Annotated in this window: 19 protein-coding genes; 8 read left to right on the forward strand and 11 right to left on the reverse strand. The window is 32.8% G+C overall.

Features of this window, described 5'->3' with window-relative positions; all coding sequences use genetic code 11:
• Position 1 precedes the first annotated feature (1 nt).
• On the reverse strand, positions 2 to 598 hold the full coding sequence (locus tag CHLWT_RS08260) for a Tgt2/MlaC family protein (protein WP_112000189.1): 597 nt from the start codon (positions 596 to 598) through the stop codon (positions 2 to 4).
• Between the two features lie 3 nt (positions 599 to 601).
• Entirely contained in the window at positions 602 to 1,309 is a 708-nt protein-coding gene (locus CHLWT_RS08265; RefSeq protein WP_063998802.1) for an MlaA family lipoprotein, read from the reverse strand.
• A 167-nt stretch (positions 1,310 to 1,476) separates the two neighbouring features.
• On the opposite strand from CHLWT_RS08265, the gene CHLWT_RS08270 reads away from it, so the two are divergent.
• The 7 genes from CHLWT_RS08270 (at position 1,477) to CHLWT_RS08300 (ending at position 6,080) form a co-directional block, all read left to right on the forward strand.
• Entirely contained in the window at positions 1,477 to 2,265 is a 789-nt protein-coding gene (locus CHLWT_RS08270; RefSeq protein ID WP_111975156.1) for a TOBE domain-containing protein, read from the forward strand.
• Between the two features lie 73 nt (positions 2,266 to 2,338).
• On the forward strand, positions 2,339 to 2,773 hold the full coding sequence (locus CHLWT_RS08275) for a TOBE domain-containing protein (RefSeq protein WP_063998804.1): 435 nt from the start codon (positions 2,339 to 2,341) through the stop codon (positions 2,771 to 2,773).
• Positions 2,774 to 2,920: 147 nt separating this feature from the next.
• Positions 2,921 to 3,661: a molybdate ABC transporter substrate-binding protein gene (gene modA, locus CHLWT_RS08280; RefSeq protein ID WP_063998805.1), complete on the forward strand. Its 741-nt coding sequence runs from the start codon at positions 2,921 to 2,923 to the stop codon at positions 3,659 to 3,661.
• Positions 3,661 to 4,035, forward strand: coding sequence for a hypothetical protein (locus tag CHLWT_RS08285; RefSeq protein ID WP_111995824.1), 375 nt, complete (start codon positions 3,661 to 3,663; stop codon positions 4,033 to 4,035). The genes modA and CHLWT_RS08285 overlap by 1 nt, the downstream gene beginning before the upstream one ends.
• The gene (locus tag CHLWT_RS08290) at positions 4,032 to 4,883 is read left to right on the forward strand and encodes an ABC transporter ATP-binding protein (protein WP_112000190.1); all 852 of its coding nucleotides are present in this window, start codon (positions 4,032 to 4,034) and stop codon (positions 4,881 to 4,883) included. Before CHLWT_RS08285 ends, CHLWT_RS08290 begins: the two co-directional genes overlap by 4 nt.
• Complete coding sequence (modB, locus tag CHLWT_RS08295) at positions 4,880 to 5,545, forward strand: molybdate ABC transporter permease subunit (RefSeq protein WP_112000191.1); 666 nt, start codon at positions 4,880 to 4,882, stop codon at positions 5,543 to 5,545. The genes CHLWT_RS08290 and modB overlap by 4 nt, the downstream gene beginning before the upstream one ends.
• 22 nt (positions 5,546 to 5,567) lie before the next feature.
• The gene (locus CHLWT_RS08300; protein ID WP_170253174.1) at positions 5,568 to 6,080 is read left to right on the forward strand and encodes a hypothetical protein; all 513 of its coding nucleotides are present in this window, start codon (positions 5,568 to 5,570) and stop codon (positions 6,078 to 6,080) included.
• A 47-nt stretch (positions 6,081 to 6,127) separates the two neighbouring features.
• Here the strand turns inward: CHLWT_RS08300 and CHLWT_RS08305 are convergent, their stop codons facing one another.
• The 8 genes from CHLWT_RS08305 to CHLWT_RS08340 form a co-directional block, all read right to left on the reverse strand.
• A complete protein-coding gene (locus CHLWT_RS08305) occupies positions 6,128 to 6,985 on the reverse strand; it encodes a hypothetical protein (RefSeq protein ID WP_112000192.1) in 858 nt (285 codons plus the stop codon).
• On the reverse strand, positions 6,982 to 7,287 hold the full coding sequence (fliN, locus tag CHLWT_RS08310; protein WP_059433126.1) for a flagellar motor switch protein FliN: 306 nt from the start codon (positions 7,285 to 7,287) through the stop codon (positions 6,982 to 6,984). Before fliN ends, CHLWT_RS08305 begins: the two co-directional genes overlap by 4 nt.
• Positions 7,284 to 7,700, reverse strand: coding sequence for a chemotaxis protein CheX (locus CHLWT_RS08315; protein ID WP_063998810.1), 417 nt, complete (start codon positions 7,698 to 7,700; stop codon positions 7,284 to 7,286). Before CHLWT_RS08315 ends, fliN begins: the two co-directional genes overlap by 4 nt.
• Positions 7,701 to 7,750: 50 nt before the next feature.
• Entirely contained in the window at positions 7,751 to 8,500 is a 750-nt protein-coding gene (gene trpA / locus CHLWT_RS08320; RefSeq protein WP_112000193.1) for a tryptophan synthase subunit alpha, read from the reverse strand.
• Positions 8,493 to 9,674 (reverse strand): tryptophan synthase subunit beta, encoded by a 1,182-nt coding sequence (trpB, locus tag CHLWT_RS08325; RefSeq protein ID WP_112000194.1) that lies wholly within the window; start codon positions 9,672 to 9,674, stop codon positions 8,493 to 8,495. Before trpB ends, trpA begins: the two co-directional genes overlap by 8 nt.
• Positions 9,671 to 10,282, reverse strand: coding sequence for a phosphoribosylanthranilate isomerase (locus tag CHLWT_RS08330; protein WP_112000195.1), 612 nt, complete (start codon positions 10,280 to 10,282; stop codon positions 9,671 to 9,673). The genes trpB and CHLWT_RS08330 overlap by 4 nt, the downstream gene beginning before the upstream one ends.
• Entirely contained in the window at positions 10,282 to 11,379 is a 1,098-nt protein-coding gene (locus tag CHLWT_RS08335) for a DNA adenine methylase (RefSeq protein ID WP_112000196.1), read from the reverse strand. The genes CHLWT_RS08330 and CHLWT_RS08335 overlap by 1 nt, the downstream gene beginning before the upstream one ends.
• A gap of 218 nt (positions 11,380 to 11,597) precedes the next feature.
• Entirely contained in the window at positions 11,598 to 11,936 is a 339-nt protein-coding gene (locus CHLWT_RS08340; protein ID WP_112000197.1) for a winged helix-turn-helix transcriptional regulator, read from the reverse strand.
• Positions 11,937 to 12,048: 112 nt separating this feature from the next.
• Between CHLWT_RS08340 and CHLWT_RS08345 the strand changes: the two genes are divergently transcribed.
• The gene (locus tag CHLWT_RS08345) at positions 12,049 to 12,996 is read left to right on the forward strand and encodes an LLM class flavin-dependent oxidoreductase (protein WP_112000198.1); all 948 of its coding nucleotides are present in this window, start codon (positions 12,049 to 12,051) and stop codon (positions 12,994 to 12,996) included.
• A gap of 34 nt (positions 12,997 to 13,030) precedes the next feature.
• On the opposite strand, the gene CHLWT_RS08350 is transcribed toward CHLWT_RS08345, so the two are convergent.
• A complete protein-coding gene (locus tag CHLWT_RS08350) occupies positions 13,031 to 13,462 on the reverse strand; it encodes a hypothetical protein (RefSeq protein WP_112000199.1) in 432 nt (143 codons plus the stop codon).
• Positions 13,463 to 13,474: the final 12 nt, after the last annotated feature.

Consider the following 13,474-nt stretch of genomic DNA (forward strand, 5'->3'; position numbering starts at 1 on the left):
ATTATTTTTTTGCTGTTTGATTATCTGGCAAATTTGTGGTATCTAGTCTTTTTAGTATCTGATCAAAGCTTAAATTTCCGCTTAAATTATTGAATTGAGTTCTGTATGTTTGGATAATGCTAACGCCTAATATATCGACATCATATATCAAAAAATCATCTTCGTTTGCTTTATAAAATTTAAAAATTATCTTATAGATAGTTCCATCATTTAGAATTTGAGTATCTAAAAAATAACGATTTGGATTTGGTCTTTGAGAACCTATTATTTCTATGTTCTGATCTGTATAGAATACAAGTTTATCAGTAAAAGACTTTTTAAGTCTTCTCTCAAAAGCCTCTGAAAACCTAGTTTTTTCATCGTCATTTAAACTATCGTAATGTTTTGAAAGTGCTAGCTTTGCCATGAGCTTGTAGTCGAAATATGAGTCAAACATCTCAAATAATTTTTGTGATTTTTTATCATTATCCAAAGATTTATCTCTTAGTATAGAAAGAGTTTTATCAAGATCTGTTTTCATCGTTTGATCTATCTGATTGATATTTAAAGCAAAACAAAAGCTAACGCTTATAATAAAAATAAATATAATTTTTTTCAATTTTCATTCCTTTATTAGTGCATTTCTATGTTGTTCATAGGCGTTTTTGATAAACGGATACAGGTCTATAGCATCGCTTGTTAAATTTATATATCTATTTGGATCTAGAGATTCTTCATTTATTTTCATAAAGACTGACGTGCTAAAGTTTATAAATTTACTATCTTTTGCCCACCAAACATTCATATAACTAATAGGATTTGCAAAATAATCACCACCTAGTCCAAACATATCTCTTAAATTTGATTGTCCAAGTACTGGCAAAACTACTGGAAATCCACTTCCCATACCCCAGTATCCAAGCGTTTGACCAAAATCCTCATCGTGCTTTCTAATCCCATAAACATTTGTAGCTACGTCACTAATACCTGCAAAACCGACTATAGTATTTGCTACAAATCTTAGAGTTTCATCGCCGGCGTTTTTAAATTTAAATTGTAAAAGATTATTTATAAGTCTTATGGGATACAAAATATTATAAAAAAAGTTGCTAATAGCAGTTTGTCCCTCATCTGGCATAACATAGTCATAACCTCTAAATACAGGTATAAATAGATTTTTATAAAGTACATCATTGATATCTGTCATAACTCTATTGTAGCCGCTAAGCGGATCAAAGTCGCTTTGTTCTTGATACTCGCTCTCAAACGATGATATGTCACTAGCAAACAAACTGCTTATAAAGATTAAAATAATAATAGATAATTTCATCTGTTCCTAACTAATTTTTTTAAATTTGCGATTCTACTAAATATAAGCTTTATATTTTATAAATACACCCAAACAAAAACCGGCATATAAAATTTAAAAAATATTTATTATTAAAATATAAAATCTATAGATTAAATATATTTTTTACATATAATTTGGAGGAATTGATGAAAGCTGATATCAACCTAGCACTATTTTTAGAAGGCGACACTGCATTATTAGCAAAACATATCAAACTTTTAAAAGCGATAGATAAAACAAAAAGCATAACAAAAGCAGCTAAAGAAGAGGATATTTCATATAAAAATGCTTGGGATAGTTTAGATCTTTTAAATAATAAATCAAAATTTCCTCTGATAGTACGAGCAAATGGAAATAGAAAAAATAGCGGTAGCGAACTAAGCGATTATGCTAAAAAATTAATAAAAACTTATGATGCCATACTAAAAGCACAAAAAGCATTTTTAGATGAGATCTGCAAAGATGAAGATATAAACGAAAATACTATAATGCAGCTTGCAAAAATGAATATAAAACTAAGTGCTAGAAATCAACTTTTAGTAACTATAACAGACATAAAAACAGGCGCGGTAAACTCACAGATCACAGCAAAGCTAAGTAGTGGCGAAACACTAAAAGCCAACATTACTGTAGAAAGTCAGCAAAATCTAGGACTAAGCGTTGGAAAAGAAGTGCTATTTTTGTTTAAAGCTCCAAGCGTTATACTCTCAAAAGATGAGCTTGATAGCGCGCAAATATCTGCTGAAAATCAACTAAAAGGTAAAGTCTTAGAAGCGAAGCTAGGTAGCGTAAATGCAGAAATTTGTGTACAGATCGGACAACATCAAAAGATAGTATCTATCATCACAAATAGATCAGCTGCAGATATGGGGATAAGCGTTGGAGATAACATTACTGCGATGATAAAGGCTAATGATATTTTAGTTGGGGCGTAAAAATTTTTCTAAATATAAAATTATAATTTAAATTTTATGATATAATTGCAATCAATTTTACAAGGAGTAAAGTATGCAATTAAGTGCTAGAAACCAACTTTTAGTTGAGATTTCAGAAGTCAAAAGAGGCGCAGTAAATTCAGAAATTATAGCCAAACTTGATGAAGGTGAAAAATTAAGAGCTATCATCACAGAACAAAGCGAAGAAGCGCTAGGTTTAACAGTCAATAAAAAAGTTCTTTTTATATTTAAAGCTTCTAGCGTAATACTTGGAAAAGTATCTAATGAAAAAGATCTACTTATATCTGCAGCTAACAAAATAAAAGGCAAGGTTTGCGACATCAAACTTGGTGCTGTTAATGCAGAAGTCATTATCCAAACAAGATCAAACCACAAGATATCAAGTATCATCACAAATGAATCAGTCAAGAATTTAGATATAAAAATAGGAGATGAGGTTTTGGCTCTAATAAAAGCTAGTAACATCATTATCGGCGTTAATAAATAGGCGTTGTGAGTAAGTAAGCTTTTTGCTTATTTGCCACCTACTTTGATGGCTTATATAAAATATAAATATATAATTTATATATAAAAAACATCACTATATTTAAATTTATAAATATAAAATTCAAATATCATACTTAAAGGAAAATTTATGAAAAAATTGTTACTTCTCATCTCGTTTGTACTAGTTTCTTATGCTAGCGAACTAAACATTGCCGCTGCGGCAAATACGACTTATGCGTTTGATGATATCAAAAGCGAATTTAAAAAGCTTTACCCAGATGCAAATTTAAACGTAAGCTTAGGATCTAGCGGAAAACTAGTAGCTCAAGTCAAAAATGGTGCTCCTTTTGAGGTGTTTATGGCTGCAAATATGGATTTTGCAAACGGCTTGTACAAAGATGGTTTTGCCGCGCAAGAAGCCGTAGTTTATGCAAAAGGTAAAGTCGCTATGCTAAGCGTAAGGGGATTTGATCTAAGCAAAGGTTTAGAAGTCTTAAAAGATCCAAAAGTCAAAACTATCATAATAGCAAATCCAAAAACCGCACCTTATGGAACTGCTAGCATTGAAGCTTTTAAAAATGCAGGAATTTATGATGCTATAAAAGATAAGATCATCGAAGCAGGAAGTATCGGCGAAGCTCTTAGTCAAACTCTAAAAGCTGGCGATGTCGGTTTTGTAGCTGCTAGCTCTATGTATAGCCCAAAGATGAAAGAGTATAAAGAAGGTCAAAACTTTGTTCTAGTAGATAGCAAACTTTATACAACTATCGATCAAGGCATAGTAGTACTAAAAAATGGTGATAAAAATCCACTTGCCAAAGAATTTTATGACTTTATTTTAGGTAGTAAAGGTAAAGAGATATTTAAAAAATACGGATATGATTTTTAATGTTTAAAGCAACTATTTTAAATATAAAAACACATCAAAATTTATTCGAGATACAACTCAGCTCAGAGCTTGGCGAACTTTATATGCTAAGCCTTGAGCTAGATAAACATATACAAAATGGCAAAGAAGTTATGCTAGGATTTAAGAGTAGCGATCTGATATTATCTGCTAGGCGTCCTGATATAAGTAGTAGAAACTGCTTTTTGGCTAAAGTCCAAAGCGTAGAAAAAGGAGAGTTGATATCTGTCATAAATTTAAAAGCAAATGATTTTAAATTTGATACCATGATCAGCTCAAATTTGATACATAAAATCAAAGATGAACTCTACGTAATACTAAGCGAAACATCTCTTTATATAAGTGAAATTCTATGATAAAAATATCGTGCAAAAAGAAACTAAACGATCTATTTACCCTAGATGCGGATCTTGAGATTAAAAGTGGCGATTTCGTCGCACTTCATGGAAAAAGTGGTAGCGGTAAAACCACGCTTCTTAGGCTATTAGCCGGGTTTTTAAAACCAGATAGCGGAGAGATAAAAAAAGATTCTATATATTACGCTAGTAAAACAGTGTTTATGCCTCCACAAAAAAGAAATATCGGCTATTTGTTTCAAGATTATGCGTTATTTCCAAATATGAACGTCTTAAAAAACCTCCTATTTGCAAACAACGATAAAGATCTAGCAAACGAACTCTTAGAACTTGTTGGGTTACAAGCTCACAAAAATGACCATGTAAATAGCCTATCTGGCGGGCAAAAACAACGTGTTGCACTAGCAAGAGCACTGATGCGAAAACCAGATATTTTGCTACTTGATGAACCACTTTCTGCATTAGATAACGCGATAAGACAAAAATTGCAAGATTATCTGCTTGTTATCCATAATAAATTTAAAATGACTACTATCTTAGTAAGTCACGACGTAAGCGAAATTTATAAACTAGCAAACATAGTTTATGAACTAGAAGATGGCAAGATAGCTAGATATGGAACTCCAGCAGAGATCTTTTTAAAATCATCAGGCTCACAAAAATTTAGCTTTCATGCCAAAATATTAGATATCCAAAAAAGAGACACGCTATATGTAGCCATAGTCGAGATCGCAGGACAGATAAGTGAGATAGTTTTTACAAAAAACGAACTAGAAGGTCTAAACATAGGCGATTACGCACTAGCAAGCGCAAAAGCTTTTAAAATATCACTGAAGGCTATAAAATGATAGACTGGATACCATTTTTACTATCTTTTAAACTTGCAGCCATTTCGACTACTATACTATTTTGCTTGGTTACTCCGCTTGCGTATTTTATGGCTAGAGTAAATTTCCGCTTTAAATCAGTGATAGAAGCGATATTTTCCTTGCCTCTTGTTTTACCGCCTACGGTGCTTGGATTTTATATGCTGATATTTTTCTCTCCATACTCTTTTTTAGGAGAATTTTTTGAAAAAAATTTTGATATAAGACTAGTATTTAATTTTACTGGTCTAGTAATCGCTAGTTGTATATATTCGCTTCCATTTGTATTTCAACCTATGTTGGCAGGATTTAAATCTATGCCAAACTCGCTCATAGAAGCTAGTTATTCTTTAGGAAAAGGACGCGCTAAAACTCTATTTTTTGTAGTTTTGCCCCATATAAAGGCTTCTGTTTTAAGTGCCATTATCATTAGTTTTGCTCATACGCTCGGTGAATTTGGCGTTGTTTTGATGATAGGCGGAAGTGTAGATGGAGATACAAAAGTAGCAAGTATCGCTATATATGAAGCAGTGGAACTTTTAGATTATGATCTAGCGCATATCTATTCAAGTATAATGCTTGCGATCAGCTTTTCTGTCTTATTAATAGTCTTTGTAACTAACCAAAAAATAGCAAAACTGTAATTGCCATAAAAAAAGGCAAAAAATGAAAAAAATACTATGTTGCATTTTGATATTTTTTGGACTTATAGGCTGTGCAAATCAAGAAATTTATATGCAGGCAACCTCAGCTATCTATATAGACGAAAATCTAGTGGGCAAAAAAGTATATGTAAATTTCAACGAAAATGAAGGCAACCTAACAGAAGTAGTCAAATTTGAATTGATAAAAAACGGATATATCATAACAAAAGAAGAATTATCCGATATAAATATCAAAGGTCGTATTAATTTTTTTAGAAAGAATTCGTTTTCAAGACCTACTATGCTTATGAATATGGGATTTGGTTTTGGCAGACATTATAGAAACAGAAACTTTTTATACTACACTGATCCTTTTAATGACGATTTTTACAATAAAGAGTATTATTATGATGCCCAAATTTCACTATTTATAACCATAAAAAACAAAAATACATACTCTACAAATTTAAATTTAGAAAGCGAAAAATCGACTTTTCAAAAGAACGCACTATGTCTAATTTTAACGATAAGATAGCTAAAAAAGTAGTAGAAATCTTAAACGGATACTAAGCAGAAGTTTTATCAGTCCTTGCTCATCATATCTTTATAACTATTTAGTGAGTTTCTTCTATCTTCTAAATATTTACCTAATTTTTGTCTATTTTCTTCAAAAAAGACTTCAAAATCCTCTTCATCTTTGATTTTGTCTTCTCCAAATTTATCCAACAAAACGTTTGAACTACCAAATAAAACTAGATATCTTTTGCCATCAAAGCTTAAAAGTGCAACTTTGTTTGTCTCATCTAAATTCTTTTCGTATAAAACTTCAACTCCATCACCAACTGGAACAACGCTATTTTTCATAGGTTGTTGTTTTTTTGTAGGAGTTCCTTTGCTAACTGTAAATGGAGAATTTGCTGCATTTTTTTGTTTTATAATCATTTTTTTAACAAAAAATAGCACTATGAGTAGCACAAATAAAATAATAATTACGGTTATATATTTTGAGTCTATATCATAGCTCGCGTTAGTACTATCTTTGGTTTTTATATTTGGCGGTATAACAGTTTTGATAGCTTGATTTAGTTTTGCTACTCTGATTCTAAGTCCAAATTTATCCGCTGTTTTTGAAGCGGTTATGCTTATTGGCTCATTCCATTTTAACTCTACTTTAGTGGCTGTTTTATCAGCAGTCGTAGTTATAAAAAGATTTTGGATAATATCTGAGTTTATACTTTTATCAATGTCATTATCTATCGCTAGATCGCTAAGAAGTAAATCTGTTACACCATTTCCACTTTGCTGTTTTAAAGAACCATCATAAGCAGAATCAAAGCTAAGCATAATATCTACACGATCTCCACGCTCATAAATATTATAAGTAAGTAAATTTGAAGCAAAAATAGGCAGTGAAATAAAAAGTAAAATTAAAAATCTCATAATAACTCTTTTTTGAAATATTGGATAACTGATTTTGAATCTAAAATTTCATTTATACGAATAGCTAAATTTTTTTCATATACCATTACTTCGCCCTTACCAAAAATTCTATTATTTATATAAAGCTCTACGCTCTCACCAGCAGGTTTTTCAAGGTCTATAACAGAGCCTACTTCTAGTTTTAGCAGCTCACGTACGCTTATAGTTGTCGTTCCTAACTCGCTTATAAAATCAACTCCGACGTCTAAAAGCTCATCATATCCATGAAATAGACCATTTGGGCTTAGCTCTTCTTCGCTCATGCTTTTTTATAACCTATCTTAAATGTTCGGTTTTTCATTTTAAAAAGTCTGTATTCGTTCAACTCTACAGGAAAAGACTCTACTTTACCCAAAAACTCAGGAGTTCCTAATTTATACTTTTTGCCTTGCTCATTTAGTAAATTCTTAGCATAGCCTATGATCTGATTTGCCACTTCTCTACATAGATCAGCCAAATCCACTTGAGATAAATCATCTGAATTTAAAAGCACTTTGGCAAAATAATTTAGCGTATCTTTTTTAAAATATAAATAAAATTGATATTCGTCGTTACCATCAAACACTGGAATGCTAGCACCATAAACATTATCTCCTAGCTTTGATCCGTTTTCTAACTTAAAACCCAAAACATCGCTACAAAAATGCTTAGTAGCTTCATAAACTGCGTCCATCATAGATGCTTCCTTAAAGCTTTTTTTATTTATTATACATAATAATTCGTAAATTAATCTTTAAAAATATCATTTATAGCACTGCTTAGTTCTTGTATATTAAGCTTACCTTGCAATTCAACTATGCTAGTTCCCACTATAGCTCCATCGGCATATTTTTTAGTTCGTCTTACATCTTCATTTGTTTTTATGCCAAATCCTATCGCCACAGGTAGTTTGGTTTTTGATCTGATATCTTTTATTAGATCTTTCAGTTTATCTTCTGGCGTAGCTCTACTGCCAGTAACCCCAAGAGCACCCACGGCATATACAAACCCATCTGCATTTTGAAGTATTTTAGCGATTCTATCTTGCGAAGTCACACTCACAAGAGGAACTAAACAAAGTCCGAGATCTTTACATTTTGCGAAAAACTCACTGCTCTCATCATAAGGCATATCAGGAACTATCAAACCGCTTATGCCTACTTCTTTAGCTTTGGCTAAAAATCTATCTTCTCCATAAGCAAAAATTAGATTATAATAGACTAAAAAAACAAGTGCTTTTTTAGTTTTTACGCCTCCAAGCATATCAAAAACAGTATCTGTAGTAACTCCATTTTGACAAGCCTCAAAACTTGCCATACTTATGAGTTTGCCATCAGCCAAAGGATCAGAATATGGGATTCCGATCTCTAAAATATCAAGACAGCTCTCATCAAGTAAATTTAAAAACTCTTTTGTGTATTCTAAATTTGGATATCCTGCAACTATATAACCTATATTCGCTTTTTTGCCACTAAAAGCTTTTCGTATCTTATCCATAGATCGTTCCTTTTTTATACTCCATTATGGTGTTCATATCTTTATCGCCCCTGCCACTTACATTTACTACTATATTTGATTTTGTTTTTAAATTTGGACATAATTTCTCGAGGTAAGCTAAAGCGTGAGAGCTTTCTATAGCTGGTATTATCCCTTCTAACCTTGATAGAAGTTTTAGAGCATTTACGCACTCATCATCACTCACTGCGTAGTAGCTTACTCTACCTATATCTTGTAAATGGGCGTGTTCTGGTCCAACTCCTGGATAGTCAAGCCCTGCACTTATGCTATGAACTGGCAAAATCATTCCAAATTCATCTTGTAATACTATGGTTTTCATGCCGTGGATTATCCCTTTGGTGCCTTTGGTTAAAGTGGCTGCGTGGTATTTAGTCTCTATACCAAGACCTGCTGCTTCAACGCCTATGATATTTACGCTAGGATCATCTAAAAATGCTGAAAATATACCTATAGCATTGCTCCCACCACCCACACAAGCTATGATATAATCTGGCTTAACGCCTTTTTCATCTAATTGGGCTTTGGCTTCAGAGCCGATTATACTTTGGAAATCTCTAACTATCATTGGGTAGGGGTGAGGACCAACGGCTGAACCAATCACATAAAATCTACTCTCTATCTCATTTACCCACGCTTGAATGGCTGCTGTGGTGGCCTCTTTTAGCGTGCCAAGCCCATCGCTAATAGGCACTACATTGGCTCCTAAAAGCTGCATTTTATATACATTTAAGGCTTGTCTTTTGGTATCGCATTGCCCCATATATACATCGCACTCTAGCCCTAGAAGTGCCGCTGCTGTTGCAGTGGCTACTCCGTGCTGACCAGCACCAGTTTCAGCCAAAACCTTTGTCTTACCCATCTTTTTAGCAAGAAGTGCTTGGGCTAGAGCGTTATTTATCTTGTGAGCTCCTGTGTGGTTTAAATCCTCTCTTTTTAAATATATATTATGCCCGTAGTGTTCGCTTAACCTTTTTGCGTGATACATAGGGCTTGGTCTGCCGACATAATCTTTTAAAAGTGCGTTTAATTCAGCTTTAAATTCATCGCTCTTTGCGATCTTTTCATAGGCCTTTTCAAGCTCCATTAGAGCACTCATCACAGTTTCAGGGACAAATTGTCCGCCATATTTACCAAAATAGGCTTTTGCGTTCATCTTAAATCTCCTAAATTAACTATTTTTAAAATTTCATATATCTTTTTGCTATCTTTAAACCCAAACTCATCTTCTATTTTGCTATTTATATCAATTAAATTTGGTTTAAGCTTCATAGCTTCTTTTAAATTTTCTACACCGATTCCACCGGCTAAACCAAATTTGATATCTAAATTTTTTAGTAAATCCCAATTAAATTTAACCCCATTTCCGCCCTTTTTTTCACCTTTTGTATCAAATAATACTTTATTATAACTCCCATTAAGCTCAGGCAACGATTCAGCCACGCTAAAAACTTGCCACACCTCACAATCAAATTTGGTTTTATCATCTACTTTTTCATAGATTTGAGCAGCGTCTAAATTCGCTAAATTCACTATCTTAGCTATCTTATCAAACTCAATTCCAGCAAATACTCCAACAACTTTTATACTAAATTTATGAGCTAAATCAGCAATATTTTTAGCCATTTCTAAGCTAACTTGCCTTTTGCTCTGAGCAAAAATCACACCGATGAAATCCACTCTACGACCATTAAATTCGCACTCGCACACACTTTTGGCTTCGTTTAAATTTTTGATACCACAAATTTTGATTAAAGGACTCACTAGCCACCCTTTTTTACTATATAAAGATACTCGGTTACATGTATATCTCTTGAGTTTAAATTTCTACTAGCTCTGTAAGTTGGGTATTTGATCTCCACTTTTTTAACATTGCCTATCTTATTTAAATTTGTAAGAAATTCGCTTTCGCTGATAAAACCCTCTGAATTAAACGAAATAATTAAATATTTTGCTTTAAATTCACTTAAAAGGTTAAAAAATTCATCGCTTGCTTTAGCTTTTTTATTATATTTTGAGCGGTTCCAGTCGTTTGGTATGCCACTAACTTTGCTAATTTGCTCTATATTTGGAGCTTTAAAATCGCTAATTAAATTTAACATAAAGTAGTTTGAGCCATAAGGATGTTGATTATAAGGTGGGTCAAAATACGCTATATCCACGCTTGGAATGGATTTGGCAAATTCCAAAGCGTCATTTTGGAAAACCTTAAATTCGCTTTGAAAATTTGAAAAAATCGGCATTTTTAGCTCTATTTTGCCTAAAATTCGCCTCAATGCATTTTCGCCCTGTCCGCCGAATTTACCAATGCCATCTTTGTCTTTATAAAATCCCTTAAAAACGCCACCTGTATTTGAGTGAATAGATGCCTCGCTAAGAAGTGGAGCGATAAAATATTTTTGAAATTCAGTTGGAATTTTAGATATTTCATCTCTTAAACCGCCTAAAATTAACGCATTTTGCCTTGAGTAAAAAACTCTTTCATTTTTTTGGATATTTTCATCATTTTTTGGGGCATAAAGTTCGCTTATAAAGCTCTCTTTTGGTGCGTAGTTTTGTAAAATTTGATTGTGAATTTGGCTTAAGCTTGATATAAGTTCATCATTTGCGTTTTCCAAATAGCAAGAATTTATAACAAAAGAGTATTTTTCTAAATCATTTGCCAATATCAAATTTGAGTGTTTTTTGGCTAGTCTTGCGACAACTCCACTTCCACTAAAAACATCGGCAAAAGAAATTTTTTCTTTTTTAAAATTCTTTCTAATATCGCATACAACGCTATCAATTGAATTTAAAAGCGAACGCTTATTGCCTAAATAACTAATTAGCTGTTCGCTTAAATACTCTTTTTTTTCTTTCATTAAATCTCCAAATTTTAAGAAACAAATTCTATTAAATTTTAACTTTGAATTTGCTCAAATTTGCCTTAATCGTCGTTTATCACACCCAAAAGTGAGTATTTGTTACCAAGATATCTAATTAACTGTTCGAGAGTAGAATAAATTCTTAATGTATTTGCGGTAATGGAGGCCATCCATATCTCGCATTTACCGCCTAGGCAAAACCCGCCTTAAAAAGCTTAGATAACTTTAATATTATGATTTTTAGCATACTCTTCTCCCCAGCTTTGCATAGCATCTAGCACAGGGGTTAAAAGCTTTGCGCATTTACTTAGGCTGTATTCTACCTTAGGCGGTATTTGCTTATATATTTTTCTTTGAACTAAGCCATCATTTTCTAATTCTCTTAATTGTTGTGTGAGCATTTTTTGAGTAATTTGTGGTATTTCACGCAAGAGCTCAGCGTTTCTTAATACTCCATATTGATTTAGTTTCCATAAAATCATCCCCTTCCACTTACCAGCAATCAAATCTAGCGTAAGCTCAAAAGTGCAGTGATATTCATTTTTTAAAGCCATATTTTTCCTTTTTAATACTTACTTTTTAGTGAGTATGCTACTTTTTAGTGCGTTCTTGACATAATAGCTATTATTGTATAAAATTATCCTTAAAATTACCAAAGGAGCTAATATGCTAAAAATAGCGCAGCATTTACAAAATCATAAAGCTTTCAATGCTGTTTTTAATCAAGATAAATTAAGCTTTGGGCTTATTGCACCATTTAAGGGTTATGGCGGGCATAGTCCTGATATGAGCGATTGGCTAGATACCTTGCATGTGTTAGACCAAAGTGCAATCAGTGCGCTGTGGATACGAGATGTGCCATTTTACGATCCTAGTTTTGGAGATACAGGGCAGATATATGACCCATTTGTTTTTGCTTCGTTTTTGGCCGCTAATACTAGCAAAATAGCCATAGGCACCGCTGGTATAATAGCTCCATTTAGAGAGCCGATAAATGCTACTAAATCAGCTACAAGCTTAGATATTTTAAGCAATGAGCGTTTTATCTTTGGGCTTAGTACAGGCGATAGGATGAGTGAGTATGAAGCTTTTGGAGAGGATTACTTAAAGCGTGGCGATAGATTTAAAGAGTGGTGGCAAATCTCTCGTGCATTACAAAAAGAGGATTTTTTAAACTTACAAACCAAAGAATATGGCAATTTTAATGCTCGTTTAGATTTTTTGCCTAAAAAAAGCTTGGCTATGGTAGCAGTAGGTAGGTGCCGCCAAGAATTATCATGGCTAGCAAATATCCCTGATGCGTGGATTACACATGGCATTAATCCAGATAATATACAAAGCATCACGCAAAGCTTACGCGAGCTAAATAAAGATAATATTTATAGACCATTTGCTTATGCAAACTTTGTAGAGCTTACACCTGATCCTAATTATGAAGTTAAATTATGGAATAATATTTTTGTGCGAGGTGGAGTAAAAAAGGTGGTGCAATATTATATGAACCAGTATAAAAATGGTTTATCTCATATACTTTTAAACTTGCGTCCTAGTGAGTTAGAGCCTATTTCTATGCTTAATGATTTAAGCGAGGAAATATCTAAATACAAAGCTTAAAGCGTTTGCTATTTTCTTTTAGCGATGCTACAAGCTACTTGTGGTATCTTAGGCAAAACCTGCCTGAGCGCCTAGCTAACTCTAATGTATCATAGAGATTTGCTTTTTTAAGATCTTTTGTAACGGCGCTTAAATCATCAGGATTTATAAATTTCTTAATCCTCTCCATAAGCCAGCTTTTTATGCTTACGCCTTTACTTTTGGCTTTTAAAAGATCTGCTTTTTCCTCGTTTATACATTTGATAATCTCTATTATATCATGCGTTGTGGTCTTGATCTCTTTTATATCTACATTTGGAAGCTCTTTTTGAATTTGGTTTTCTAGCCACTGATCTAGGCTGAATTTATCCCTGTTTTCAACATAGCTATTTAAAAATCTAGCCAAAGTAGCAGATAGCATATCTACTTCTTTTTCGTTTAACTGCGTAGAATAAAATTTATCTAAGCTTTGATCTGTTTTTGACATTTTTAATCCTTT

Origin of the sequence: Campylobacter hyointestinalis subsp. lawsonii (assembly GCF_013372165.1) — a bacterium.
Lineage (GTDB): Bacteria > Campylobacterota > Campylobacteria > Campylobacterales > Campylobacteraceae > Campylobacter > Campylobacter lawsonii.

Bases quoted from the DNA above. Each gene is read 5' to 3' on its own strand.
- CHLWT_RS08270 (WP_111975156.1), top strand. From the start codon at position 1,477: ATGAAAGCTGATATCAACCTAGCACTATTTTTAGAAGGCGACACTGCA.
- CHLWT_RS08340 (WP_112000197.1), bottom strand. From the start codon at position 11,936: ATGGCTTTAAAAAATGAATATCACTGCACTTTTGAGCTTACGCTAGAT.
- CHLWT_RS08305 (WP_112000192.1), bottom strand. From the start codon at position 6,985: ATGAGATTTTTAATTTTACTTTTTATTTCACTGCCTATTTTTGCTTCA.
- CHLWT_RS08290 (WP_112000190.1), top strand. From the start codon at position 4,032: ATGATAAAAATATCGTGCAAAAAGAAACTAAACGATCTATTTACCCTA.
- CHLWT_RS08275 (WP_063998804.1), top strand. From the start codon at position 2,339: ATGCAATTAAGTGCTAGAAACCAACTTTTAGTTGAGATTTCAGAAGTC.
- CHLWT_RS08300 (WP_170253174.1), top strand. From the start codon at position 5,568: ATGAAAAAAATACTATGTTGCATTTTGATATTTTTTGGACTTATAGGC.
- CHLWT_RS08335 (WP_112000196.1), bottom strand. From the start codon at position 11,379: ATGAAAGAAAAAAAAGAGTATTTAAGCGAACAGCTAATTAGTTATTTA.
- fliN (WP_059433126.1), bottom strand. From the start codon at position 7,287: ATGAGCGAAGAAGAGCTAAGCCCAAATGGTCTATTTCATGGATATGAT.
- trpB (WP_112000194.1), bottom strand. From the start codon at position 9,674: ATGAACGCAAAAGCCTATTTTGGTAAATATGGCGGACAATTTGTCCCT.
- trpA (WP_112000193.1), bottom strand. From the start codon at position 8,500: ATGGATAAGATACGAAAAGCTTTTAGTGGCAAAAAAGCGAATATAGGT.
- CHLWT_RS08265 (WP_063998802.1), bottom strand. From the start codon at position 1,309: ATGAAATTATCTATTATTATTTTAATCTTTATAAGCAGTTTGTTTGCT.
- CHLWT_RS08345 (WP_112000198.1), top strand. From the start codon at position 12,049: ATGCTAAAAATAGCGCAGCATTTACAAAATCATAAAGCTTTCAATGCT.
- CHLWT_RS08315 (WP_063998810.1), bottom strand. From the start codon at position 7,700: ATGATGGACGCAGTTTATGAAGCTACTAAGCATTTTTGTAGCGATGTT.
- modA (WP_063998805.1), top strand. From the start codon at position 2,921: ATGAAAAAATTGTTACTTCTCATCTCGTTTGTACTAGTTTCTTATGCT.
- CHLWT_RS08350 (WP_112000199.1), bottom strand. From the start codon at position 13,462: ATGTCAAAAACAGATCAAAGCTTAGATAAATTTTATTCTACGCAGTTA.
- modB (WP_112000191.1), top strand. From the start codon at position 4,880: ATGATAGACTGGATACCATTTTTACTATCTTTTAAACTTGCAGCCATT.
- CHLWT_RS08285 (WP_111995824.1), top strand. From the start codon at position 3,661: ATGTTTAAAGCAACTATTTTAAATATAAAAACACATCAAAATTTATTC.